Source organism: Mesorhizobium sp. M0292 (genome assembly GCF_040321695.1).
GTDB lineage: Bacteria > Pseudomonadota > Alphaproteobacteria > Rhizobiales > Rhizobiaceae > Mesorhizobium.
This window is the reverse complement of the sequence record NZ_JAMYSB010000011.1, coordinates 136,874-160,559: the sequence shown is the minus strand read 5'-3', so window position 1 is coordinate 160,559 and position 23,686 is coordinate 136,874. Positions and strand designations below refer to the sequence as shown.

Here is a 23,686-nt window from a genome sequence, read left to right as displayed (position 1 = left end):
GGTCGGTACGCCCCGGACGCGACCTCGTTTGAGCGAAGAGGACGTCGGCGCTTCACGCGAGGCGACCCCCTCTGGCCTGCCGGCCATCTCCCCCTCAAGGAGGGAGATACGCTAAGCCGCCAGGCCCAGCCCCAGCTTCTCGATCGCCAGGTTCCGCGTCGAGACATAATCCGTCTTACCGGAACCCAGCACCGGGATCTCCTCGACCTTGACGATGTCGTTGGGCACCATCAGTTCGGCCGCACCTGCCTTCTTGCCGAAGGCGCGCAGTTCTTCCGGATCGGCGTCGTCGGCGGTGGTGACCAGCACGATGCGCTCGCCGCGCCTCTTGTCCGGCACCGCCACCGCGGCGTGGCGCTCTTCCGGCCACAGCGACTGCACCAGCATCTCGACGGCGCCCAACGACACCATCTCGCCAGCGATCTTGGCGAAGCGTTTTGCCCGGCCGCGAATGGTGATGAAGCCTTCGCGGTCGACCGAGACGATGTCGCCGGTGTCGTGCCAGCCGTCCAGCGGCTGCAATTCGCCGGGCCGGTCAGCGGTCATGTAGCCCATCATCAAATTCGGCCCGTCGAGCCACAGGCGGCCGGCACCCTCGATACCCTCGACCGGTTCGAGCTTCATGCGCATCGCCGGCAACAGCCGTCCGACCGTGCCGTCGCGACCATGGATGGCGGTGTTGACGGCGACGACGGGAGCGGCCTCCGTCAGCCCGAACCCCTCGATGATCGAGGCATCGAAGCGCTCGCGATAAACGCGCCGCGTCTCCGGCTTCACCGCTTCCGCGCCGGCGACGACGAAGCGCAGGCTGGAGAAATCGCCATCCTTGGCGGTGCGGGCATAGTTGGCAAGGAAAGTGTCGGTGCCGAACATGATGGTCGGCTTCACCTTGCGGGCGATCTCCGGGATGATCTTGTAGTGCAGCGGTGACGGGTAGAGGAACAGTTTCACCCCGGTCACCAGCGGCAGGATGGTACCGCCGGTCAGGCCGAAAGAGTGAAAAACCGGCAGCACGTTGAGCAGGATGTCGGACGGCGAAATGGTAATGCGCGCCTCGGCCTGCATGGCGTTGGCGTGGAGATTGCGGTGCGACAGCACCACGGCCTTGGGCGTGCCTTCCGAGCCTGAGGTGAACAGGATTGCGGCGGGCTTGGCCGCATCCTGCCGCTGCAGCGGGAACCGCCACAGCACCGCTGCTGCGAGCTTTTCCAGCGTCGTGACGCTTGCGCGCACATCCTCCAGCCACAGCATTTTGGCGCCGCCGGCCTCGATCGCGGCGATGATGTCGGCAAGCGCCGCCTTCTCGACGAACGCGCGCGAGGAAACCACCGTTCGGATGACTGCCGCGCGCACCGCGGCGGTTACGCTGGCCGGCCCTGCCGTGTAGTTGGTCATCGCCGCTACCCGGCCGGCCGAGAGCAGGCCGACGAAGGACAGCACCACGCCATTGGCGTTGGGCAGCAAAACCCCGACCGCTTCGCCGGGCGCCGCCACCGCCTCGAAACGGCGGCCGAGCACGCGCGCGCCGATGAACATTTTTCGATAGCTGAGCGAGCCGCTGATCACATCCTCGATGATCGGATGCGAGGCGCCGGTGCGATCCGCGGCATCGCGCATGGCCAGGAACAGGCCGCGATCGAGGTTGCTGCCATAAAGCCGCGCCTCGGCGATGCGGTCGAACAACGCATTGGTGTTGGAAGCCTGGTCGGGGTTGCGCGCCACCAGTTCGGCAATCGTCATTGGCTCCAGTACGCTGATCGAGAGTTTTGGGAACCAGTGGCGCGGCGCCCGGTTCTTTGGCGTCAAGGAAACCGGCAGGTCGCGCGAGCCGGTGACGAAGATCGGCACGATGCGGGCGTCGGCCTGCATGGCGATGCGGGTGACGGCGCGGAACAGGCGAAACGTCTTCACATCGGGCTCGACGTCATCGGGCAGATAGACGGCAAGCCGGCCTTTACCCTTCAGCACCCTGACCAGCCGCCGGCTGACGAAGAGATGCTCGGCGTTGAAGGCGATGGTGCGGCCAAGCTCGCGCCAAGGCTCCATCCAGGGCGAGCGCGCCGAGGCCTCGTCGAGAATGTGCAGCGTGTCGTCGGGCAGCAGCGACAGCATCAGCGCCGGCTCGAAGCGTGACTGGTGCGAGACCACATAGATCACCGGCGTCGGCGCGTTGCGGGCAATGCGGATGCGCCGGTCATCGATCCGGTAGGCGAGCTTGAACGGCACATAGAGCAGCGCCTGGGTAAAGCGCAGGTCGAGACGAAACGTCTCGATAGCGCCAATCAGCAGCCAGGCCAGCACGAGGCCTGCAAGCAGCGCCAGTGTCAGGATCATGCCGCGTCTCTCCCAACGGTCCGGTATGCGGCTCTTCGTCCGCTTCGAGAGCAGAGGGTAGCGCAATGGGGAGCAAGGTCAATGCGCGGGTGCGAGGGAGCGGTGTTCCACCTGACCTCGCCAGGCAATGACCCAAACGCAGGCCTTGAAATGTTGCGACACGTGTCGTAAATAAAGCGACACGTGACGGAGAGGTAATATGGCCAGTTCCCCGCTGGGTTTTGCCGAGGCACCACATATGGAGCCGGAGTTCGAACGAATGGTCGACCTGTTTGGTGGACGGAAGGTTCTTGGATTCTCGGTAGCCAGTCCTCTTGAGGCACATGAAATGATCCTGCATGGAATTCCGGGCCAGGCGCTCGAAAGCCTCGTCAGGCATCTGATGGTCATTGATCCCGCCGATGCGTTTGAGACCGCATTCGGCATGAGCGAGCGGACATTTCAGCGGCACAAATCGGATCACTCCAAGACCCTCAGTCGGGAGCAAGGTTCCAGAACCTGGAACTTCGCCAAGCTCCTGACAAAGGCCACGTCCGTGCTCGGGACTCAGGAAGACGCGGAAAAATGGATGATCGAGTCTGTCATGGGTTTGGACAATCGCCGGCCGATCGATCTGCTGGCCACGGCGGCGGGCACTGCGCTTGTGCAGGAGTTTCTTGAGCGGCTCGACTATGGTGTCTACGCGTGACGCCTTTGCCGGGCTCCCTCGGAACAGGGCAGTTGTTGGGCTGGAGGCTTGATCACAGACGCTTCAAGGCGAGCTGGGACAGTGGCGAAGGAGCCTTCAAGCTTGGGGGAAGGTGGAACAGCAAAGGGATCAGAGCCGTATATGCGTCCATCGACCCATCGACCGCCATCTTGGAGGTGGCGGTCCACAAGGGGTTTCGCACGCTGGATACTGTCCCTCACGTGCTGACGGCATTCGACATCGTCGATCCATCAGAGATTTATGTGGTCCAAACCGACGATATTCCGAACGCAAACTGGCTGCGTCCCGGCATCCCGGGCGCGGGACAGCAGCAGTTCGGCGATGGTCTGCTGGCAAAGCATCCGTTCTTTCTGATCCCCAGCGCGGTATCCCAGCACAGCTGGAACCTGGTGTTCGATCCCAACCGGGCGGCAGGCCTTTATAGCTTGCATCTCCGGGAGGATTTCGCGCTTGATACAAGGCTTCATCCTCCCGCTGGGTAGCAATCAGGCCGTGGCCTTCAGCCGCCCACTGATGAACCGGAACTCCTGGCTCTTGCCGCCATAGCCATAAGCTGCGGCCGGAACCTCGTGCACGAAGGCATAGCTCTCCTCATGCACGCCACCGAGCAACTTACCGAAGGCCTCAAAGATCGCCTTCAGATAGGCTTCCAGCTCCAGCTTGGTGTTGGTGCCGTCGACCACCTTGATGTCGAGCCAGAAAGTATTGGCGCCATGCTCTGCCAGCGACTTGCCGCCGGCGAACCAGTGCTGCGGGTCGATATAGGTGACAGCGACGGCGGTGATCGTCGGGTCCTTGCGCAGATGGGTTGCGGTCAGGCCGGTGATTTCCTTGGCGATTGTGGCGGACAGCTTGGCGTCGGGCTTACCGGTGACGCTGATGTTGATGATGGGCATTTTTCTCTCCTTCGTTTGAGCGGCGTCTGTTTGCCGTTGGAGAGACAATGCCATCATCTTGGAATCAAAAAAATCGAATTGTTTCGAACAAAAGGTTCTGTATTATCGAATTATGCAGGCGCTCGATCCCGATCTGCTCAAAACCTTCCTTGCCTTTGTCGATGGCGGCTCGCTGGCTCAGGCTGCGTCTGCTGTCGGCCGCTCGCCCTCGGCGGTGACCGCGCAGATGCAGCGTCTGGAGGAGATCGTCGGCGAACCGCTGCTGGTGGCGCAGGGGCGCGGGCGCGGGCTGACGCCGGCCGGCGAGGATCTTGTCGGTCATGCCCGCCGCATTCTTGCCGTGCACAGCGAGGCCTGGCTGGCGCTCAAGGGCGCGCGTGCCGCTGGTCGCGTCGCCATCGGCACGACACAGGATTTCGCCGATAGCGGCCTGCCGGAGCTGCTGCGCGCCTTCGCGACCAGCCATCCGCGCGTCAGGGTCGAACTCCGCGTTGGCCGTTCGGCCGAGCTTGGCGAGGCGCTGCAGGCCGGGCAGCTCGATCTGGCCATTGTCATGCCCAAGACGCCGGCCAATGACGAAGTCGGGCTGTTCAGTGAGCCGATGCTGTGGCTGTGCTCGCAAAAAGGGCTTGCCGTGCGGGAAGAGGAATTGCCGCTGGCGCTGCTCGACCCCTATTGCGGCTTTCGCGAAGCAGCACTCGCGGCCCTCGATGCTGCCGGCCGCCGCTACCGCATTGCCGCCGGCAGCGCCAGCCTTGCCGGCTTGCGCACGGCGGTCAATGCCGGCATCGCGCTGACCTTGCGCACCGCCCGCTTTGCCCATTCAGGCATTGCCGAAGCACCGCGCGAATTCGCCCTGCCGCCGGTGCCGACAGCGCAATTCGCGATAAAACTCGGCCAGGGCGCCGAGCGGCCGGCGCGCGATCTTGCCATCCTGCTCAGCGACAACCTCGCCTTGCCCGGCTTTGCCGGCTGATGTCCAAAGAAAAAGCCGACCTTTACGGTCGGCTTTGAGGAGGACGGGTCGAGGGGTTTGGGGGGACTTGGGGGGTGACCCGTCGCACCATAAAACTGCCTGATCCGCATGATGGTTCCATGACTTGGAAAATAATTATTGGGTTGCCGCACTTTTTCTCGCGGCCAGCCAGTCGCGCCCCGCATGGGCGAAAACCGCGCACAGTACTATGGCGCCGCCGATCAGGCTGGCGGCCGGCGCGATCTCGCCGAGGAACAGGAAGGCGAACAGGATCGCAAACGGCACTTCGGCGGCACCGAGAAGGCCGGACTCGGGCGCAGGGATCAGCCGCGAGCCTTCCGTCCACAGGATCGACGCCGCCGCAAACGATCCTCCGAAGGCGACGAGCAGCACGGCGTCGCGAGCAGAAATCGCCAGGGGGTCGGTGACGAACCAGCCGAGCACGAACAGCAGAAGCGCCGAGACTGCGCCCGCCCACACCACCGGCGTGTCGCGGAAGGCGCGCACCATGATCATGTAGAGCGCGCTGCCGGCGGTCATCAGCAGCGCGAGCCCATCGCCAAACAGATGACCGCTGCCGAAGCCGGAGCCGACCATCATCGCCACGCCGCACAGCGAAACGGCGGCGGCGGCAAGCGTCTGCGCCCGGAACGGCTCGCGCACCAGCACGAAGGCGAGCAGCGCGGTGATGAAGGGCGCGGTGGCGTAGATGACCGCGACATTGGCGACATAGGTGAATTTGAACGCCGAGATGAAGGCGATGCTGGCCGCGGCGCCCTCGAGGGCCAGCAACCAGCCGCGCCAGCCAAGCCGCAAGCTTTCCCGCCCGCCGGAGCGGCGCCGGCGCCACAGCACATAGAAGGTGATCAGGATCGCGCCGACAAAGCCGCGCCAGCAAGTGATGGTCAGCGGGTCGGCGTGGATCGATTTGGTCAGCACGCCGGTGAGGGCGAAGAAAGCCGCCGAGGCCGCCACCAGCATGATGCCGAGCGTACGCTCGGCAGCGGTATCTGTGGTGCCTGGGCCGTCGAGCGCTTCCGTCATCTCAGCAGCCTATCCGTCTTCTCCTGCCACCATGCTGTCAGCACGGGGTACTCATAGCCGCTTGCGGAAATGCTCGTTGCCGATGATCAGCAGGCCGGCGCCGACGATCAACGCCGCCCCCAGAAACACCTCGCGACGCGGCACGTCGCCCCAGATCGCAAAGCCGAGCCCGAAGGCCCAGACCAATGAGGTGTATTCGAACGGCGCCACGATCGACACCGGCGCCCGCTTCATGCCTTCGAACAGCATAAATTGCGCCACGCCGCCGAGCGCGCCGACGCTGATCAAAAGCAGCAACTGGCGCCAGTCCGGCATCTGCCAGACCAACAGCGCCGGCACCGTGGAAAACACGAGGAAGTAGAAATTGTTGAGCACAAGCTGGATCAGCGTGCGCTCGGCCAGCGCCGTCTTGCGCAACAGCACCACGGCAATGCCCCACAGCACTGCCGCAGCCAGTACCAAGAGCATCGGCACGGACAAGCCGAGACGAGTGGGATCACAGGCGATGAAGACGCCGACGAAGCCGATGAACACCGCCAGCCAGCGCAACAGCGGCACCTTTTCGCCAAGCATCACCACCGACAGCACGGTGACGATGATCGGGGCGGCGTAATAGATGGTGGTGAGTTCGGCCAGCTGCAGGGAGCGGGCCGCGTTGTAGTAGCAGAGCCAGGCGCCGAGCGTGAAGGCGCTGCGCACCAGCATCGGCCGCACGATGGGCGAGCGCATTGTGTCGGCAAAGATGGGCGGTCCGCCGATTGCAGCACAGCCGATAAGCACAGCGATCGAGCGGAAGAACATGATCTGCCAGACGCTGATGCCGACGACCAGAAGCTTGATCGCGGCGTCCTGCGTCGAAAACAGGAAATAGGCGCAGCCGGTGAACAGGATGCCGGCAAGCACCCTTTCGCGGGTTTCCAGAATGGCAATATCGGCCATGCGGCGTGTCCGGCGCTGTCAAGAGGACGAAGAAGAAGCCTGCCCCAACAGGCTCCCATTGCAGGCTATACGGGCGAAAGCCTGCGGGGCGCTACGCCAGTGGCAAGCTTGCGTTGGCGCAGCCTGGCCGACAGCGTGGGCACGCCGTTCACTGTGTTGCCTGGTAGAGCTCCGAAGCGGCCTCCTTCAGGGCGCGCCGGCCGCCCGGCCTGAGATACATCATGTGGCCGCCCTCGATGACGTCGAGACGGATGGGTTTTGCCCCGCCGAGCGTCGGGATTTGGCTCACCAGATAGCGTGAGGCCAGATAGGGAGTGACCAGATCGGTGTCGCCGTTGACGATCACCACGCCGAGCCCCGGGTTGAGCGAGCGCGCCCGCTGCAGATCGTCCATCACCCCGGCATAGCCTTGCCGCGAGCCGCCATAGTCCCAGGCGTGGGTCACATCGCCATTGAGCAACCTGTAGCTGACATCGGTGCGAAAATTCAGCTCGTCGCGCGCATAACCGACAAAGGCCGAGGTCAGCGCCGGCACGCTGCGGTCGAGCACCGGATCTGGGCCGGCGCTGCGGGCGCTCTCCGGGGCGATGTCGCTGGTGGCGATGGTGCCGTCATACGGGCTGAGCACTTTTCCACTGGGGCGCTGGAATTCGCGCGCGAACAGGGCGGTCGGGATGCGGGCGAAATTGCGTTGCACGAGGTCGAGCGGCAGGCCGGTGATCTCGGCCACGCGCTGGCTGGCCAGCCGCCCACCCTGTTCCAGCCCGCCGGCCAGAGCGGTGAGGTAGTCACCCATAGCATAGTGTTCGACCTCGGCGAGCTTTTCGCGCAGCGCCTCGCCGCTGAGGCCTTCGCTGCGCAGGCGCACCGCCGCCAGCGAGGGCAGTTCCAGCGCCCAATGCAGTGGCTGGAATTCGTCGGGCAGCACCAGCGTGAACTCCAGTGCAGGCGAGATCAGCACGATGCCGTTGGGGCTCAGGCCGACATCTTCCTGCAGGGTCCTGGCGAGAAGTGCCGCGCGGAACCCGCCATAGCTTTCGCCGGCAAGGAAGAGCGGCGATCCGGTGCGGCCGTTCTGGGCGAGATAGAGCCGGATGAAAGCGCCGATCGAACTGGCGTCCTGGCTGACGCCCCAAAAATCTTTTGTGTCCTGGCCGGGGGCCTCGCGGCTGTAGCCGGTGCCGACCGGATCGACGAAGACGAGGTCGGTCATGTCGAGCCAGCTGTCGGGATTGTCGATCAGCTTTTGCGGCGGCGGCAGGAATTGGCCATCGGCGCCGGTCGCGACGACACGCGGGCCGAGTGCGCCGAGATGCAGATAGGCGGATGCCGCGCCCGGGCCGCCATTGAAGACGAAGGTGATGGGGCGAGCCTTCTCCGCGCCCGCCAGTGGCGGCAGCGTATAGGCGACATAGAAGATTTCCGCGGTGACCTCGCCCTTGCCGGATAGCAGTGACAGCGTGCCGGCCTTAGCCTGATAGTCCAGCTTGCGCCCGGCAATGGTGATTGAATGGCTGGTCGTCTGCGGTGCCGGCAGCAGCGACAGCACGCCGCCTGCCGGTGCGGAGCGCTCGGGCGTTTCGGCGAGGACTGGCTGCGCGAAGGCTGCAAGCACCAACAGGGTAAGCGAGATCAGTTTCAGCTTGAACGGCATGATGCCTCCGCGGGAATGACTCTGCTTAGGTATGGCCGGGGCGGTCGAAGTCAAAGTAACTCTTCGTGAGGTAGCATTCCTTCAGCCCCCTCTGTCCTGCCGGACATCTCCCCCCACAGGGGTGGAGATTGGATGTCGCGACCGCCTTCGCTAATCGCCGGCGTAGAAAGCGCCATCGGCGAAGCTGCAGATCTCCCCCCTGTGGGGAGGTGGCCGGGCCAGAGGGGGGCGCTGTCTCGCTGGCATATCAGTGCTATCAAAGCGCGACGGACTCGAAAAGGAATGCAACATGGACGCCACCGCACTCAAGGCCATGCAGGCACCGATCAAGGAGGCTTATCGCGACGATTCCTCGCGAGCGCTGATCACGCTTCGCGCCAAAGGCTCCATCGACGACCAGTCGATTGCCTGCAAGGTCGAGACGGGCAGGGCGCTGGCGGTCGCCGGCCTGCATCCGGCGACCGGCGGTTCCGGGCTCGAATTGTGTTCGGGCGACATGCTGCTCGAGGCGCTGGTGGCGTGCGCCGGGGTGACGCTGAAGGCGGTGGCCACCGCACTAGAGTTCAAACTCGGCGCAGCCACCGTCGAGGCCGAAGGCGATCTCGACTTTCGCGGCACGCTGGGCGTGGCCAAGGACGCCCCCGTGGGCTTTCGCGCCATCCGGTTGAATTTCAACCTCGACACGGATGAGCCGCAGGATCGCATCGACGCGCTGATCAAGCTGACGGAACGCTATTGCGTGGTCTTCCAGACCATCAACAGCACGCCGGAGCTGACGGTGAAGGCGCGCGCCTGATCTCCCCCCTTGAGGGGGAGATGTCGCCGAAGGCGACAGAGGGGGTCGGCCGACTGGACGCGACGCCCTTTGTGCGGAAGGAGGTTGGCACTCTACGCGAGGCGACCCCCTCTGGCCTGCCGGCCATCTCCCCCTCGAGGGGGGAGATGGCGCTACTGCGCCGCAGGCTCTTCCGCGTCGCCCTCATCGGTAAACGGGGAGGCGCTCGGCACGCAGTTGACCGCCCAGCCGGCCGGCGTCGGCTGCTTCTGATATTCGGTAATCGCGTTTGTGCACTGTTCGCGGGTGTCGAAGGTGCTGGGCAGCACCACCATGCCGCCTTGCGGGCCGGCGATCACCAGGTACCAGACCAATGCTACGCTGGGAGCAGCCATGGGAATTCCTCGCTTTGCTGGGTGTCGGAGTCGGGTTGACCCTAGCAACTCCCGGCTGATGGCGAAAGCAGGGCGAGGGGGGAGGGGGCCTGCCGGACCATCACAGACCCGTGAACGAACCGCTCCCCAGACTTCTCTCAGTTCGTCGCAAAGCAGTAGAACAGGCCGTCGCCGCCGGTGCCTTTCAGCGCCTCCTGGCTGCAGCCGCCGCGCGAGGCATGCGAGGAGTTCCAGGATTTCGCCGCCGCCGACTCGTCGAGGCCGGTGCGGTCGTGATGGCCCATCATCGCCGCGCCCTCCGCCCCGCTCAAGGTCCAGTCGCCGCAGGTCTGGTCGGCGATCTTGGTGCCGTCGGGCTTCGAGCCGGTCAGAATGTCGTGCCGGTTCGGCTTGTCGCCGCGGCCGTTGACCACCTCGCCCTTTTCGTTGAGCGCCGTCTGCTTGGTGATGGCGTTGGCGTCGCTGTGCAGCGAGGTGACGTCATCGGCGATCTTCTCGCCCTTGGCGTTGACCCAGGGACCCTTGCCGATACGGTCGCGCGCATCGACATTGGCGCTCGAGAGATAGGCGTGCCATTCCTTGCCGGTAACCCCAGCCGCTTCCGCCAGCGAGGCGCAATGCGCGTCGGCACCCTTGAGACCGCCGAGATCGGCGCCCTTGCCGGAACCGACGCTGGTGACGAAGAAACTCATCTTGGCGTCTTGCGCCAGCGCCACGCCGGCTGTGGCGGCAATCGCGGCGGCGGCAACGAGAAGAAGTCTACGCATGTCGGTCCTCCTGTTTCGAATGTCCTACATTCGAAGAAACGTAACTGGAGGCCTGTTTAATCCCGCTACAACCCGGTTTATTCCGGCTGCCGGTAGGCGACGAAGCGGTTGTTCTTGACCTGGAAGATCAGCCCCGTCTCTTTCATCTCGGGGCTCGCCAGCGGCACGATGCGTTTTGCCACCTCTGACGGGTGCGGCAGCGTTTCCGGATCCTCGCCGGGCGCGGCCTGCGCACGCATGGCGGTGCGGGTGGCGCCGGGGTCGACCGCATTGATGCGGAGCGGCAGGCTCTGCGTCTCATGCGCCCAGGAACGCGTCATGGCTTCCACAGCCGCCTTCGACGCCGCATAGGGCGCCCAGAAGGCGCGCGCCGAATGCGCGGCCCCGGACGACATGAGAATGGCGCGGCCGGCGTCGGACAGCCTGAGCAGCGGGTCGACCGAGCGGATCAGCCGCCAGGTCGAGGTGACATTGATGGTCATAACCTTCTCGAAGGTTTTGGCCTCGACATGGCCGATCGGCGAGATGACGCCGAGCACACCGGCATTGGCCACCAGAATGTCGAGCTTGCCCCAGCGCTCGTGAATGGCGCCGCCCAGCCGGTCGATGCCGGCCATGTCTGAGAGGTCGAGAGGCACCAACGTCGCTTCGCCCTTGCCGGTTTTCGCGCGCTCGGCCTTGATCTGGTCGTCGAGTTCTTCCAGCCCGCCGACGGTCCGGGCTACCGCAATGACATGGGCGCCAGCGGCGGCAAGTTCCTTGGCGATGAAGTAGCCGATGCCGCGCGAGGCGCCGGTAACGACCGCGACGCGGCCGGAGAGGTCGAGGGTCATGCGAGCGCTTTCAAGGATAGCAGTTGGGCTTTACGCCCCGTTGTTCGCCAGCAGCGACAGCGTGCGCACATTGTCGTGACCTTCGAAGTCGAGCAGGCGGGTCGGGTACTGGCCGGTGAAACAGGCGTCGCAGAATTGCGGCTGCTCATTGTCGCGGCTGGCTTCGCCGACGGCGCGGTAGAGCCCGTCAATGGTGAGGAAGCCGAGCGAATCGACACGGATGAACTCGGCCATTTCCTCGATCGACATGCGCGATGCCAAAAGCTTCGACTTCTCCGGCGTGTCGACGCCGTAGAAGCACGACGCGCTGGTCGGCGGCGAGGCGATGCGCATATGCACTTCCTTGGCGCCGGCGTCGCGCACCATCTGCACGATTTTCTGGCTGGTGGTGCCGCGCACGATCGAATCGTCGACCAACACCACGCGCTTGCCCTCGATCATCCGGCGGTTGGCGTTGTGCTTGAGCTTGACGCCCATATGGCGGATCGAATCGCCGGGCTGGATGAAGGTTCGGCCGACATAGTGGTTGCGGATGATACCGAGTTCGAAGGGGATGCCTGCCGCCTGGGAGAAGCCGATTGCCGCCGGCGTGCCGGAATCCGGCACCGGCACGACGATATCGGCCTCGACCGGGCTTTCCTGCGCCAATTCGGCGCCGATACGCTTGCGCACTTCGTAGACATTGCGGCCTTCGACCGAGGAGTCCGGGCGGGCGAAATAGACATATTCGAAGATGCAGAAGCGGGTCTTCTGCGGCTCGAAGGGGAACAGGCTCTCGATGCCCTTCGAGGTCACCACGACCATTTCGCCGGGCTTCAGGTCGCGCACGAAGCGGGCGCCGATAATGTCGAGCGCGCAGGTTTCGGAGGCCAGGATCCAGGCGCCGTCCAGGTCGCCGAGCACCAGCGGGCGGATGCCGAGCGGATCGCGGCAGCCGATCATCTTCTTGGAGGTCATCGCGACCAGCGAGAAAGCGCCTTCGACCTGACGCACGGCGTCGATGAAGCGCGAATTCAAATCGCGTTCCTTACTGGTGGCAACGAGATGCAGCAGCGTCTCGGTGTCGGAGGTCGACGAGAAGATCGCGCCCTGCTTCTGCAGCGCGCGCTGCACGGTCATGGCGTTGGTGAGATTGCCGTTATGGGCGACGGCAAAGCCGCCATCGGCGAGTTCGGCGAAGAAGGGCTGGATGTTGCGCATGCCGGCGCCGCCGGTCGTGGCATAGCGCGTGTGGCCGATGGCACGGTTGCCTTGCAGGCTGTCGATGACGTGCTGCTTGGTGAAGGTGTCGCCGATCAGGCCGACATGGCGTTCGACATGGAACTGCGTGCCGTCATAGGAGACGATGCCGGCCGCTTCCTGGCCGCGATGCTGCAGCGCATGCAGGCCTAGCGTTACGATGGCCGCAGCGTCCTGCCGGCCGAAAATGCCGAACACCCCGCATTCGTCGTGGAAATGATCGTCTGCTTCGGCGGAAAGCACGTCGTCCGCGTCTGCCTTCGAAACTGCCATGGGGCTCAAGCTCCGCTAAAATGGCCATATAGTGCGATAGCGCCGCGAAAGCAACGTAGTCAGGCCGGAACTGCCGGGATGGCGCCTGTCCGGCACCATCCGTCCGTATCAGTTTGCCGGCGCGGCCGGAGCCGGAGCAGCGGGCGCGGGTGCGTTATCGGCCGGAGCGTCGGTCTCGTCGTCGGGCGCCGGCGTATCGTCACCGGTTGCCGGAGCATCCGCCGCCGGTGCATCGGCCGCCGGAGGCGTCTCGGCTGCCGGCTGATTCGGATTGAGCTTCTTCAGGATGGCGTTTTCCGGATCTTCGGGCAGCAGGCTTTCCAGCTTGGCGCCGATGGTCTCGAGCAGCGGCTTCGACTTGGCGTTGGCGATCCAGGCAGGGGCCTTGGCGCCGGCCAGCCAGTTGAAGAACAGTAGCGCCACGGCGACTACGAGGACGCCGCGCGCGGCGCCATAGAGGAAGCCCAGCGTACGGTCGAGCGCGCCGATCCTGGAATCGATGATCCAGTCGGCAAGCTTCATGGTGATGACGGAAACGACGATCAGCGCGATGAGGAAGACGATGCCGGCGGATGCCGCCATGGCGATCTTGTCGCTTTCGACATAGGGCTGAACGTAAGGCAGCACCGGCTTGTAGAAGAAGAATGCCGCCGCGGCGGCAGCCGCCCAGGACACGACGGACAGGATTTCGCGTGACAGGCCGCGAACCATGGCGAGCATCGCCGAGACCAGGGTGAAGCCGACGAGAATTCCGTCCAGCAGCGTAATCGGCATGTCTTTCGCCCCACTCAGATTGTCTTTTCACGGCTCGGGCGAGCCGCGTCAATCTTCCACGTCGACACGGCTGCGCCGTGAGCCGGCTATGCGTGCGACGAGATCGGCAAGTTCGGTCGGCTGGAAAGCGCCGGCCCCGATCCCCCCGACAACCTCCTCGCTGCCCAAGGGCAGAACCGCACTTCCAAAACCCAGCTTTTCGGCCTCTTTAAGGCGCTGCTGCGCATGCGCAACCGGCCTCACTGCGCCCGACAGGCTGATTTCGCCGAAATAGACGCAATCGGCGGGAAGGGCAAGACCGGTGAGCGACGAAACCAGTGCAGCGGCAACCGCCAGATCGGCCGCCGGCTCGGAAATCCGGTAGCCGCCGGCGACGTTGAGGTAGACATCGTGGGTGCCGAAGCGCACGCCGCAATGGGCTTCGAGTACGGCAAGGATCATCGACAGCCGTGCGCCGTCCCAGCCGACGACGGCACGGCGCGGCGTGCCCAATGTGGACGGCGCCACCAGTGCCTGGATCTCGACCAGCACCGGACGTGTCCCTTCCATGCCGGCAAATACCGCGGCACCCGGCGATTTTGCGTGGCGTTCGCCGAGGAACAGCTCCGACGGATTGGCGACCTCGCGCAAGCCCTTGTCCGACATCTCGAAGACGCCGATCTCGTCGGTCGGCCCAAAACGGTTCTTCACCGTGCGCAGGATGCGGTAGTGATGGCCGCCTTCGCCTTCGAAATAGAGAACGGCGTCGACCATGTGCTCGACGACGCGCGGACCGGCGATCTGGCCTTCCTTGGTGACATGGCCGACCAGCACGATGGCAGCACCGGTGGATTTGGCGTAGCGGATCATCGCTTGCGCCGAGGCGCGCACCTGGGTGACGGTGCCGGGCGCCGAGTCGGCCATGTCGGTCCACAGCGTCTGGATGGAATCGAGGATGACGAGGTCCGGCCTTCTGCCGTCGGCTATTGTTGCCAGGATATCCTCGACATTGGTCTCCGCGGCAAGTTCGACCGGCGTGTCGGCGACGCCAAGCCGCTGCGCCCGCAGCCGGATCTGCGCGACAGCCTCTTCGCCCGAGACATAGACGATGCGGTGGCCTTTTGACGCCAATGCTGCTGCGGCCTGGGTAAGCAGCGTCGACTTGCCGATGCCGGGATCGCCGCCGACCAGCAGCGCCGAGCCGCGCACGAAACCGCCGCCGGTGGCGCGGTCGAGTTCGCCAATGCCGGAGATGATCCGCGGCGCATCCTCGATGTCACCGGACAGGCTGGTCAGCACCACGGCGCGGCCCTTGCGCGCATTGCGCGTGTTGGCCGGTCCCGAGCCGATGCCGCCGGACGTGCCTTCCTCGACGAGTGTGTTCCACTCGCCGCAGGCATCGCATTTGCCGGCCCAGCGCTGATGCACCGACCCGCAATTCTGGCAGATGAACTGGACGCGCGATTTAGCCATGGAGTGATGCTGCCTGCAAATGACCGAAGGAGGGTGATCTTGCACACCCCCCTCTGTCCTGCCGGACATCTCCCCCGCAAGGGGGGAGATTGGCTATCGTCGCTGCTTTCGCCAATCCCCAACGTCGCAAGATGAGCGCCATTCGCAAAGCTGCTGATCTCCCCCCTTGCGGGGGAGATGGCCGGCAGGCCAGAGGGGGGTGTGACGGAGCGCTGCGGTAGGCCAAAAAGCTACTCGAACCTCTCCGCAATATGATGCTCTTCGGCGAGGTCGGAAAACCGTGTGAACTCGCCATGGAAGGCGAGGCTCACCGAACCTGTCGGGCCGTGGCGCTGCTTGGCGACGATGACTTCGGCCTTGCCGCGCATCTCGTTCATCTCGTGTTCCCACTTGATGTATTCGTCGGTGCCGGGCTTCGGTTCGCGGTTCTTCAGATAATATTCCTCGCGGTAGACGAACATCACCACGTCGGCGTCCTGCTCGATCGAGCCGGATTCGCGAAGATCGGACAGCTGCGGGCGTTTGTCTTCGCGGCTTTCGACCTGACGCGACAGCTGCGACAGCGCGATGATCGGAACGGAGAGTTCCTTGGCCAGCGCCTTGAGGCCGGTGGTGATCTCGGTGATTTCCTGCACCCGGTTCTGTGAGGACTTCGCGCTCGATCCCTGCATCAGCTGGATATAGTCGATGACGATGAGGTCGAGGCCGCGCTGACGCTTCAGCCGCCGCGCCCGCGCCGACAGCTGCGCGATCGAGATACCGCCGGTCTGGTCGATGAACAGCGGGATCTTCTGCATGGTCTGCGAGCAGGCGACCAGCTTTTCGAAATCCATCTCCGAAATCTCGCCGCGGCGGATTTTTGACGACGAAATTTCCGTCTGTTCGGAAATGATGCGGGTGGCGAGCTGCTCGGACGACATTTCCAGCGAGAAGAAGCCGACGACGCCGCCATTGGCTGCCTTGAACGAGCCGTCGGCCTGCTGCGCCGGCTCATACATCTCGGCGATGTTGAAGGCGATGTTGGTGGCGAGCGACGTCTTGCCCATGCCCGGACGGCCGGCAATGATGATCAGATCCGACGCCTGCAGGCCACCCATGCGGCGGTCGAGATCGCGCATGCCGGTGGCGAGGCCCGACAAATGGCCGTCGCGCATATAGGCGGCGTTGGCCATGTCGACGGCGGTCTTGACCGCGTCGGTGAAGCTCTCGAAGCCGCCGTCGTAACGGCCGGTTTCGGCCAGTTCGAACAGCCGCCGCTCGGCATCCTCGATCTGTTCGGACGGCGCCATGTCGACCGGCGCGTCATAGGCGATGTTGACCATGTCCTCGCCGACGGTAATCAGTGCCCGGCGCGTGGCCAGATCGTAGATGGCGCGGCCATAATCGGTGGCATTGACGACGGTGACGGCTTCGACCGCCAGACGAACCACATATTGCGCCACCGTCATGTCGCCGACCTTCTCGTCGGCCGGCAGGAAGGTTTTCAGCGTGATCGGCGTCGCCACCTTGCCCATGCGGATGAGCTCGGCTGCGACCTCGAAGATTTTCCGGTGCAGCGGCTCGTAGAAATGGCCGGCCTTGAGGAAGTCGGAGACGCGGTAGAAGGCATCGTTGTTGACGAGGATGGCGCCGAGCAGCGCCTGCTCGGCCTCGATGTTGTTCGGCGCTTCACGATAAAGCGGTTGCTGCTCCGCCACGCCGAATTTTCGCGCTGCCTCTGCCATGATGTCCCCGATTTTGATCCCGGCTTCTCGATATCAGAACGAGATAAATCGGTGCTGACCTTTCTGCATCACCGCACGACCAATCAACCTCGATGCCCCGTTGTTCACAGGGGCGGCAAACCGTCCACAGAAGAGTGTTTCCGCGCCCCGATTCCGGTTGACTCAGAAAGGCGCTGACTTCTATCCGAGTCGTTGGAACAGAGCAAGAACAATCTCGGTGATTACCCGCTTCTTCCGTCCAATGTATCGCCCCAGTCCAGCCGCCGCGCTGCCTTGAACAGCTCGCCCTCGCGCTTGGTGAAAAGTGTCTCGCCGGCGCCGCCATCCGGCTGGCACAGTTTGAGCAGCACCTTGCCGGAGCCCGATTTCGGCGGCGCAATCACGCGGGGCGGATGTACAGGCGCGGGTTGCCGCGACGCCGCGACGTAGATGAATTTCTCGTCCTCCCACGGCACGTCCGCGTCTTTGGCCAGGCGATGAAGGCGCGAGCGGGCGACGCGGCGCGAAAAATGGCACCAGTCGGGCGGCTCAAGCGGGCAGGGCGCCTCATGCGGACAAGGCGCCAGCACATGCGCCCCGGCCTCCAGCAATTGCCTGCGCACTGCCAGGATGCGCTGCCAGCCTGCCGGCGTGCCGGGCTCCACGATCAGCAGTGTGTCGCCGGTCAAATGCCAGAGCCGGACGACAAGCTTCGGCAGCGATGCCGGCGCGATCTCGTCCAGCACATAGGCGCAGGTGACGAGGTCGGCAGGCTTGAGATCGGCAAGGTCGATGGTCACGTCGCCGGCGCGCCAGTCCATCCTGGTGGCGATGGTATCAAGGGCGAGCGACTGGCCAACCTTGCGCACCGCGGCGCTTGCTTCAACCAGAACCGCCTCTTCGAGGTCGGGCCACAGATCTGTAGTGGCCCAAAGCACCGTGCCAGGACCGGCGCCGACATCGAGCAAGCTCGTTGGCTGGAAATCGGGCCGCGCATAGGCGAGTTCGTCGAGACCGGCCCGTACCGCCGCGTAGGTCGCCGGCAGCCGCGTCGCCAGATAGGCTTTTACCGCCATCTCTTCGGCCATGTGCGGGCGGCCGTCGCGCAATTCGGCGCGGTAGCGGTCAGACAGCGTCTTCGCCGCCTGGCGCAGCACCGCCAGCGGTGTCGTTTCGAGCAGGCGCTCGACGCCTTGTCGCAGCGAAGCGGGGAGTTCCACGCTCAGGCTCCGCGTGGCGAGAGCACCGAGGCGCCGGCGAACTCGACAAGGGTGGTGGCGATGGTGGGCAGGCAGATCATTAAAAAAGGTCTCGCGAGAACGAGACCTTTTTCAGTGTCAGAGCCGTCGATGGCAAGCGGCAATACGCAATCGAGGCGTTATTCGCGATCCGCCACCTTGCGACGGCGCGCTGGCTTGGCCGCAACGGACCTGACAGCAACGGACCTGGCAGGCACGGACCTGGCGACAGCAGGCTCGGCGGCCGCCGCCTCCTGACGATGCCCCATTTCGCGCATTTCGAGCGCCTTTTCACATTTGGCCATGTAGTCGCGCGTCATCGGCAGCGTGTCGTTCTTCTTGGCGATCTGGATCTGGAAGATCACCAGATCCTGCCAGCGGAAGGCGGCTTCCGAAGCCGCCAGATAGAACTCCCACATCCTGCAGAAGCGCTCGTCGTAGATGGCCTTGGCCTTGTCCCGGTTGGCGGCAAAGCGCTGGCCCCAATGCTTCAGCGTATCGGCATAGTGCAGCCGCAGAATCTCGATGTCGGTGACCACAAGCCCCGACTTCTCGATCGCCGGCATCACCTCCGACAGCGAGGGAATGTAGCCGCCCGGAAAAATGTACTTGCGGATAAAGGCGCTGGTCGCCCACGGCACGCCGGAGCGGCCGATCGTGTGCAAGAGCATGACGCCGTCGGGCTTCAACAGCGTCGCCGACTTGTCGAAGAAGGTGCGGAAGTGGTTGACGCCGACATGCTCGAACATGCCGACCGAGACGATGCGGTCGAAGCGTTCGTTGAGTTCGCGGTAGTCCTTGAGGTCGAAATGCACGCGGTCCTGCAAGCCTTGCGCATGCGCCCGGTCGGTGGCGACGCCGTGCTGCTCGGTCGACAGCGTCACGCCTTGGACGTCGACATCGAAAGCCTTGGCGAGATAGAGGCCGAGCCCACCCCAGCCGGAGCCAATATCGAGCACGGTCTGGCCGGCCTTCAGCCTGAGCTTGGCGGCGATATGGCGTTTCTTGGCCATCTGCGCCTCGTCGAGCGTCATGTCCGGCTGTTCGAAATAGGCGCAGGAATACTGCATGTCGTCGTCGAGGAAGAGCCGGTAGAGGTCACCCGACAAATCATAGTGGCGCTGCACGTTGCGGCGCGCCCGTGATGCGGTGTTGATCTGCTGCAGGCGGCGAAAGGCGTGGCGCAGACCCTCGATGGCCTTCGACCAGGTGGCGTCGATACCGCCGCTGCCCATGTTCTGGAAGGCGATGCGCATCATACCCAGTACGCCGCCCTCGATGATGTCGAGTTCGCCGTCCATATAGGCTTCCGGCACGGCCAGCATCGGATCGAAGGTAATGGCGCGCTCGGCATGCGCGGTCTTGATGTGCATATGCACCGGCTCGCCGCTGCCGTCGCCGAAAACCACTGTCGAGCCCTTCGGCCCGGTGACTTTCAGATTGCCCGTACGCACCAGGCGGTCGAGAACGCGCTTCAACAGAATATTCATCACCAAATGTCCCCTCACGGTCAGACTGGCGGACCAATTCTGCAACAATATATAGGGGTTCGAAAAGTTCCATTTGGCACAAAAATGCCCGGGCGAGAGGCCCGGGCATTGGTCCAGAAAGGCTGGATGACGAGGAAGTGATTGGAGCGCTGCTCCCCTCGCTTCCCGATCAGGCCCCGTGCGGGATCAGGCGTTGTCTTCTTCGCCGCCTTCGAACTCGGTGTTCGGGTCGAAGAAGTTCTCCGGCCGTGCGTTGTCGTTGATGTCATCGCCATAGATGGCTTCGGCGGTGGTCAGCGTCTCGCCCTTGGCCTGGCGCTCGGCTTCGTCGGCCGTGCGGGCGATGTTGAGGCTGATGGTGACCTCGACTTCCGGATGCAGCGCAATCGCCACATTGGTGACGCCGATGGTCTTGATCGGCTGGTTGAGCTGGATCTGGTTGCGGTTGACCGAGAACCCTTCGGCGGTCAGCAGGTCGGCGATGTCGCGGGTCGACACCGAACCGTAGAGCTGGCCTGTCTCGCCGGCCGAACGCACGGCGATGAAGCTCTTGCCGTCGAGCTTTTCGGCAACCTGGCTGGCTTCCGACTTGCGCTCGAGGTTGCGCGCTTCGAGCTGCGCGCGCTGCCCTTCGAACTTCTTCTTGTTGGCTTCGTTGGCGCGCAGCGCCTTGCCCTGCGGCAAGAGAAAGTTGCGGGCAAAGCCGTCCTTGACCTTGACGGTATCGCCCATCTGGCCGAGGCGGGAAACGCGTTCGAGAAGAATCACTTGCATGGTTTTGTTCCTTCGTCTGGGCACCGACCGCGGGATCGGCGCCGAATTGAATGGAACAGGTCAGGAAGCTCTGAGCGCCTTGGCGCCGGTGTCGCTGTCCTGCCTGTCGCGGCAGTTAGAGGCTTTTCACCTCAACTCGGGATTTCAATGCATGTCGCCAAGAGTGGTCCCGGTTTTGGGACAACGACATGCATCATCAAATTACCCCTGCGGCGCCCGTCGCCGTGGGAGAAGGAAGCAGGCGGCGAACCGCCCGCTCGAAAGTCTTAGCGAACCACGTAGGGCAGCAGGCCGAGGAAGCGGGCGCGCTTGATCGCCTTGGCGAGTTCGCGCTGCTTCTTCTGGCTGACGGCGGTGATGCGGGACGGCACGATCTTGCCGCGCTCGGAAATGTAGCGCTGCAGAAGACGCACGTCCTTGTAGTCGATCTTGGGCGCGTTGGCGCCGGAGAACGGGCAGGTCTTGCGGCGGCGATGGAACGGGCGCCGGGTCGGGATCTGATTGATGTCGACCATTATTCTGCACCTCCTTCAACGCCTTCGCGCGGACGGCGCGGACCACGATCACCACCGGCGTCGCCAAATGAGCGCGGCGGACGATCGCCACGGTCGCCGCGATCACGGTCGCCAAACGAGCGCGGACCACGATCACCACGGTCGCGGTCGCCGAAGCCGCCGCGTTCCGAGCGCTCTTCGCGCTTCTGCATCATGGCCGACGGGCCTTCCTCATGCGCCTCGACCTTGACGGTCAGGAAACGCAGCACGTCCTCGGACAGGCCCATCTGGCGCTCCATCTCGTTGAGCGCTGCCGGCGGGCAGTTGAGGTCCATAAGCGTGTAGTAAGCCTTCCGGTTCTTGTTGACCCGGTAGGTGAGGGACTTCAGTCCCCAGTTCTCGACCCGGCCGACGGACCCGCCATTTGCGGAGATGACGCCCTTGTACTGTTCGACAAGCGCATCGACCTGCTGCTGCGAGAGGTCCTGCCGGGCAAGGAACACATGTTCGTATAGAGCCATAGTGGTTCAGTGCCTTTCTTCGTTTCTCTCCCGGATCCTCGCGGCAAAAGCCTCTGCAACTTCTCTGACCCGCTGGTCCCGAGGGGGCGAGGAAGAAAGGAGCATTTCGAGACGGTCGAGAGCGGAGACACGGGAGGCGGAAGCGCTTCTGGCTTCACACGAAGGTTTTGGGTAAAACCTCCGGCCCTCCGTTCAGCCCCCAGCAAGGACCGGCAGATTGCGGGCGTCTATATAGCAATTTGGCTGGAAGGCAAGGGTAACGCATGCTCCGGACAGCGTCCTGGCGTCGCAGGGTTGGAAAAGACCAGGCATCAACTCGTATGCGGGGTACGACCGTTGATCGTTTCGGGGAAGAAGTCCGGAGCCGCCTTACGCTTGCCGAACATCATATCGTATTGCAGCAGGCGGAAATCGTTGATCGCCGGATCGATGTCCTTCTGCCGCGCCCAGTCCGCCGTGGCCTCACCTGACGGTGTCAGAAGCAGATTGCGATCCACGACGCGATAGCGTTCGCGCAGCGCGCCCAGGAAGCCGGTATAGTAGGGGTGCGTGATCCCGGCCGTGGTAAGGATATGGTAGGGCAGGAAGGCCGGGCTCACCGCGCCCATATCCTGCGCCGGACCGGTGCGGTTAGACCAGATGACCAGCGGCGTCTGATGATGCTCCAGTGCCGCCTCCGGCGTCGGTTCCTTGCGCGGCGCGACATTGTCCTTCAGGTAACCGGTTTCGACATAGACGGGGCCGAGCGGCGGCAGATGGTCGCCGAAGAAGGCGATGACCGTCGGCCGCTCGCGCTTCTTCGCCCATTCGATCAATCGTTCGAGGCCACGGTCGGCATCGGCGGAGCCTTCGGCGTAGCTGAGCAGCGATTCCCGCGCCCATGTGCTGATCGGCGCCGCGACCTTGTGGGTCGGATTGTAATAGCGGTACGGCTCGTAGGGACCGTGGTTCTGCAGGCTGACGGCGAAGAAGAACACCGGCCGCTCGCTGGCGTCGGCCTCTGCGATGATCTCGTCGGTCATCGAGGCATCGGAAGCCAGCGGCCCGCGCTTTTCCAGTGGCGGCAGCGTCTCTTCCGAGCGGAAATCGTTGAAGCCGAAATCGGCATAGACGGCGCCCCTGTTCCAGAACCAGTTGGTGCCCGGATGGATGGCGCGCGCCCGGTATCCCTCGCTTTTCAGGAAGGTCGCCAGCGACGGCGTCGGCGTGCGCACATATTGCTGATAGGGGATCGAGCCCGCCGGCAGGAAGGCATTGGAAAAGCCGGTCAGCGCCTCGAATTCGATGTTGGCGGTCATGCCGCCGAATTCCGGCGAGAACATATAGCCGGAACGCAGCGCCCGCACATTGGGGATCGGGTCAGGCGTGATTGTGACGCCGGGCAGCTTGGTCGGATCCCAGAAAGATTCGCTCATCACCACGATGATGTCGGGTTTCTCATCCGGTACCGAGGCCGCCACATCAGGCCTGTCGATCGCGTCGATCGCCTTGTCGGAATAGCCCGCCGGCGCCGAGACATGCGCCATCGGCACGTTGAGCGCGAAGGCCAGCGCAAACCCGTTGGAGGCGTAGTTCTCCTTCTGGTCCCACATGATCGGGATGATCTGCAGCCGGTCGCGGGTCCACGAGAAGGTGGCGTAGTCCATGATCGAGACGAAGAAGGCGAGCAGCGGCACTGCCAGCGTCAGCCGCGCCAGCCGCCCTTTGCGGCTGAGGATCGGAACCTTGCGGCGCCACAACCGCCAGCCATAGATCAGCAGCGACAGGCCGGCGACGATGCCGACCGCCATGGCGAGCGCCGTCCAGGGCCGCTCGCGCACCAGGAGCGGCATCAGTGCCATGATCTGGCGCGAATAAAGAAAATCGGTTGGGTAGAGCGGATCGCCGAGATAATGCGACTTCTGATGCCCGACAAAGGCCAGCGCCAGCGTCAGCGGCGCCACGATCATCAGGCTCTGGTGACTGCGGCCAAGCACGGCGTCCAGTCCCATCAGCACCAATGCAAAGACAATGATGGTGGTCCAGCCCGGCTTGAATGGCTGCAGGAAGAAGTCGACTGTGCCGAAGAAGTCGCCGCGCACGATCCATTCGATGGCGAACACCAGGATGGCGGAGGCAAGCAGCGTGACCAGACCGTAGCGGATGACCGGCCATCTGCGCCCCGGCAGGTAGCCGGTGGACGGATCGTCTTCCAAGAACTGTGGCGCTGGTACGGCCGCGCCCTTCCTGATCCTAGCCACGTCTCTTCCCCCGGCCCAAGCAACGCGCATTTCCACTCGCGCCACCGTTCTGTCATAGAACTGTCATGCAAAAGCTAGCGCCTGTGGCGAAAATAAGAAGAGCCAGCAAACGATTCGTGAGCGGTTTTCATCAGGTGTGATCGGCAAAAAGCCTTTGGGAACAGGG

Annotated in this window: 22 protein-coding genes; 4 read left to right on the top strand and 18 right to left on the bottom strand. The window is 64.0% G+C overall.

Annotated features, from left to right (window positions below; translation table 11 throughout):
- Positions 1-111: 111 nt before the first annotated feature.
- Positions 112-2,334, bottom strand: a complete 2,223-nt coding sequence (locus NKI96_RS18880; RefSeq protein WP_352805577.1) for an AMP-binding protein — start codon at positions 2,332-2,334, stop codon at positions 112-114.
- Between the two features lie 199 nt (positions 2,335-2,533).
- Here NKI96_RS18880 and NKI96_RS18875 point away from each other — a divergent pair, with 199 nt between their 5' ends.
- Complete coding sequence (locus NKI96_RS18875; RefSeq protein ID WP_023705369.1) at positions 2,534-3,022, top strand: Xre family toxin-antitoxin system antitoxin; 489 nt, start codon at positions 2,534-2,536, stop codon at positions 3,020-3,022.
- A complete protein-coding gene (locus tag NKI96_RS18870; RefSeq protein ID WP_023689127.1) occupies positions 3,019-3,525 on the top strand; it encodes an RES family NAD+ phosphorylase in 507 nt (168 codons plus the stop codon). The genes NKI96_RS18875 and NKI96_RS18870 overlap by 4 nt, the downstream gene beginning before the upstream one ends.
- Positions 3,526-3,528: 3 nt before the next feature.
- Here the strand turns inward: NKI96_RS18870 and NKI96_RS18865 are convergent, their stop codons facing one another.
- Entirely contained in the window at positions 3,529-3,939 is a 411-nt protein-coding gene (locus tag NKI96_RS18865; protein ID WP_023693979.1) for a tautomerase family protein, read from the bottom strand.
- A 112-nt stretch (positions 3,940-4,051) separates the two neighbouring features.
- On the opposite strand from NKI96_RS18865, the gene NKI96_RS18860 reads away from it, so the two are divergent.
- Positions 4,052-4,915, top strand: coding sequence for a LysR substrate-binding domain-containing protein (locus NKI96_RS18860; protein WP_023695604.1), 864 nt, complete (start codon positions 4,052-4,054; stop codon positions 4,913-4,915).
- A gap of 135 nt (positions 4,916-5,050) precedes the next feature.
- Here the strand turns inward: NKI96_RS18860 and NKI96_RS18855 are convergent, their stop codons facing one another.
- From NKI96_RS18855 to NKI96_RS18845, 3 genes are all read right to left on the bottom strand, one after another.
- Entirely contained in the window at positions 5,051-5,959 is a 909-nt protein-coding gene (locus tag NKI96_RS18855) for a DMT family transporter (RefSeq protein WP_023689124.1), read from the bottom strand.
- Positions 5,960-6,010: 51 nt separating this feature from the next.
- Positions 6,011-6,898, bottom strand: a complete 888-nt coding sequence (locus NKI96_RS18850) for a DMT family transporter (RefSeq protein WP_023689123.1) — start codon at positions 6,896-6,898, stop codon at positions 6,011-6,013.
- A 148-nt stretch (positions 6,899-7,046) separates the two neighbouring features.
- Positions 7,047-8,552: a S10 family peptidase gene (locus NKI96_RS18845; RefSeq protein ID WP_023733852.1), complete on the bottom strand. Its 1,506-nt coding sequence runs from the start codon at positions 8,550-8,552 to the stop codon at positions 7,047-7,049.
- Between the two features lie 289 nt (positions 8,553-8,841).
- Here NKI96_RS18845 and NKI96_RS18840 point away from each other — a divergent pair, with 289 nt between their 5' ends.
- A complete protein-coding gene (locus NKI96_RS18840; RefSeq protein WP_352805573.1) occupies positions 8,842-9,348 on the top strand; it encodes an OsmC family protein in 507 nt (168 codons plus the stop codon).
- Positions 9,349-9,500: 152 nt separating this feature from the next.
- Here NKI96_RS18840 and NKI96_RS18835 read toward each other — a convergent pair whose 3' ends face one another.
- From NKI96_RS18835 to NKI96_RS18775, 13 genes are all read right to left on the bottom strand, one after another.
- Positions 9,501-9,722: a hypothetical protein gene (locus NKI96_RS18835; protein WP_023689120.1), complete on the bottom strand. Its 222-nt coding sequence runs from the start codon at positions 9,720-9,722 to the stop codon at positions 9,501-9,503.
- Positions 9,723-9,859: 137 nt separating this feature from the next.
- Positions 9,860-10,489: a hypothetical protein gene (locus tag NKI96_RS18830; RefSeq protein ID WP_352805570.1), complete on the bottom strand. Its 630-nt coding sequence runs from the start codon at positions 10,487-10,489 to the stop codon at positions 9,860-9,862.
- Positions 10,490-10,566: 77 nt separating this feature from the next.
- Positions 10,567-11,322 (bottom strand): SDR family NAD(P)-dependent oxidoreductase, encoded by a 756-nt coding sequence (locus NKI96_RS18825; RefSeq protein ID WP_023672713.1) that lies wholly within the window; start codon positions 11,320-11,322, stop codon positions 10,567-10,569.
- Between the two features lie 30 nt (positions 11,323-11,352).
- Positions 11,353-12,834 (bottom strand): amidophosphoribosyltransferase, encoded by a 1,482-nt coding sequence (gene purF, locus NKI96_RS18820; RefSeq protein WP_023672714.1) that lies wholly within the window; start codon positions 12,832-12,834, stop codon positions 11,353-11,355.
- 108 nt (positions 12,835-12,942) lie between these two features.
- A complete protein-coding gene (locus tag NKI96_RS18815; protein ID WP_023672715.1) occupies positions 12,943-13,608 on the bottom strand; it encodes a CvpA family protein in 666 nt (221 codons plus the stop codon).
- A 48-nt stretch (positions 13,609-13,656) separates the two neighbouring features.
- On the bottom strand, positions 13,657-15,060 hold the full coding sequence (gene radA / locus NKI96_RS18810) for a DNA repair protein RadA (protein ID WP_023672716.1): 1,404 nt from the start codon (positions 15,058-15,060) through the stop codon (positions 13,657-13,659).
- A gap of 230 nt (positions 15,061-15,290) precedes the next feature.
- A complete protein-coding gene (locus NKI96_RS18805; protein WP_023672717.1) occupies positions 15,291-16,784 on the bottom strand; it encodes a replicative DNA helicase in 1,494 nt (497 codons plus the stop codon).
- A 221-nt stretch (positions 16,785-17,005) separates the two neighbouring features.
- Positions 17,006-17,983, bottom strand: a complete 978-nt coding sequence (locus NKI96_RS18800; protein WP_023672718.1) for a small ribosomal subunit Rsm22 family protein — start codon at positions 17,981-17,983, stop codon at positions 17,006-17,008.
- 158 nt (positions 17,984-18,141) lie between these two features.
- A complete protein-coding gene (locus tag NKI96_RS18795) occupies positions 18,142-19,491 on the bottom strand; it encodes a cyclopropane fatty acid synthase (RefSeq protein ID WP_023672720.1) in 1,350 nt (449 codons plus the stop codon).
- A gap of 186 nt (positions 19,492-19,677) precedes the next feature.
- On the bottom strand, positions 19,678-20,265 hold the full coding sequence (gene rplI, locus NKI96_RS18790; RefSeq protein ID WP_023672721.1) for a 50S ribosomal protein L9: 588 nt from the start codon (positions 20,263-20,265) through the stop codon (positions 19,678-19,680).
- 266 nt (positions 20,266-20,531) lie between these two features.
- On the bottom strand, positions 20,532-20,780 hold the full coding sequence (gene rpsR, locus NKI96_RS18785; protein ID WP_006203718.1) for a 30S ribosomal protein S18: 249 nt from the start codon (positions 20,778-20,780) through the stop codon (positions 20,532-20,534).
- Positions 20,780-21,280, bottom strand: coding sequence for a 30S ribosomal protein S6 (rpsF, locus tag NKI96_RS18780; RefSeq protein ID WP_023672722.1), 501 nt, complete (start codon positions 21,278-21,280; stop codon positions 20,780-20,782). The genes rpsR and rpsF overlap by 1 nt, the downstream gene beginning before the upstream one ends.
- A 311-nt stretch (positions 21,281-21,591) precedes the next feature.
- Positions 21,592-23,550, bottom strand: coding sequence for an LTA synthase family protein (locus NKI96_RS18775; RefSeq protein ID WP_031195194.1), 1,959 nt, complete (start codon positions 23,548-23,550; stop codon positions 21,592-21,594).
- Between the last annotated feature and the right edge of the window lie 136 nt (positions 23,551-23,686).

Bases quoted from the DNA above. Each gene is read 5' to 3' on its own strand.
- NKI96_RS18880 (WP_352805577.1), bottom strand. From the start codon at position 2,334: ATGATCCTGACACTGGCGCTGCTTGCAGGCCTCGTGCTGGCCTGGCTG.
- NKI96_RS18875 (WP_023705369.1), top strand. From the start codon at position 2,534: ATGGCCAGTTCCCCGCTGGGTTTTGCCGAGGCACCACATATGGAGCCG.
- NKI96_RS18865 (WP_023693979.1), bottom strand. From the start codon at position 3,939: ATGCCCATCATCAACATCAGCGTCACCGGTAAGCCCGACGCCAAGCTG.
- NKI96_RS18860 (WP_023695604.1), top strand. From the start codon at position 4,052: ATGCAGGCGCTCGATCCCGATCTGCTCAAAACCTTCCTTGCCTTTGTC.
- NKI96_RS18855 (WP_023689124.1), bottom strand. From the start codon at position 5,959: ATGACGGAAGCGCTCGACGGCCCAGGCACCACAGATACCGCTGCCGAG.
- NKI96_RS18850 (WP_023689123.1), bottom strand. From the start codon at position 6,898: ATGGCCGATATTGCCATTCTGGAAACCCGCGAAAGGGTGCTTGCCGGC.
- NKI96_RS18845 (WP_023733852.1), bottom strand. From the start codon at position 8,552: ATGCCGTTCAAGCTGAAACTGATCTCGCTTACCCTGTTGGTGCTTGCA.
- NKI96_RS18840 (WP_352805573.1), top strand. From the start codon at position 8,842: ATGGACGCCACCGCACTCAAGGCCATGCAGGCACCGATCAAGGAGGCT.
- NKI96_RS18835 (WP_023689120.1), bottom strand. From the start codon at position 9,722: ATGGCTGCTCCCAGCGTAGCATTGGTCTGGTACCTGGTGATCGCCGGC.
- NKI96_RS18830 (WP_352805570.1), bottom strand. From the start codon at position 10,489: ATGCGTAGACTTCTTCTCGTTGCCGCCGCCGCGATTGCCGCCACAGCC.
- NKI96_RS18825 (WP_023672713.1), bottom strand. From the start codon at position 11,322: ATGACCCTCGACCTCTCCGGCCGCGTCGCGGTCGTTACCGGCGCCTCG.
- purF (WP_023672714.1), bottom strand. From the start codon at position 12,834: ATGGCAGTTTCGAAGGCAGACGCGGACGACGTGCTTTCCGCCGAAGCA.
- NKI96_RS18815 (WP_023672715.1), bottom strand. From the start codon at position 13,608: ATGCCGATTACGCTGCTGGACGGAATTCTCGTCGGCTTCACCCTGGTC.
- radA (WP_023672716.1), bottom strand. From the start codon at position 15,060: ATGGCTAAATCGCGCGTCCAGTTCATCTGCCAGAATTGCGGGTCGGTG.
- NKI96_RS18805 (WP_023672717.1), bottom strand. From the start codon at position 16,784: ATGGCAGAGGCAGCGCGAAAATTCGGCGTGGCGGAGCAGCAACCGCTT.
- NKI96_RS18795 (WP_023672720.1), bottom strand. From the start codon at position 19,491: ATGAATATTCTGTTGAAGCGCGTTCTCGACCGCCTGGTGCGTACGGGC.
- rplI (WP_023672721.1), bottom strand. From the start codon at position 20,265: ATGCAAGTGATTCTTCTCGAACGCGTTTCCCGCCTCGGCCAGATGGGC.
- rpsR (WP_006203718.1), bottom strand. From the start codon at position 20,780: ATGGTCGACATCAATCAGATCCCGACCCGGCGCCCGTTCCATCGCCGC.
- rpsF (WP_023672722.1), bottom strand. From the start codon at position 21,280: ATGGCTCTATACGAACATGTGTTCCTTGCCCGGCAGGACCTCTCGCAG.
- NKI96_RS18775 (WP_031195194.1), bottom strand. From the start codon at position 23,550: ATGCGCGTTGCTTGGGCCGGGGGAAGAGACGTGGCTAGGATCAGGAAG.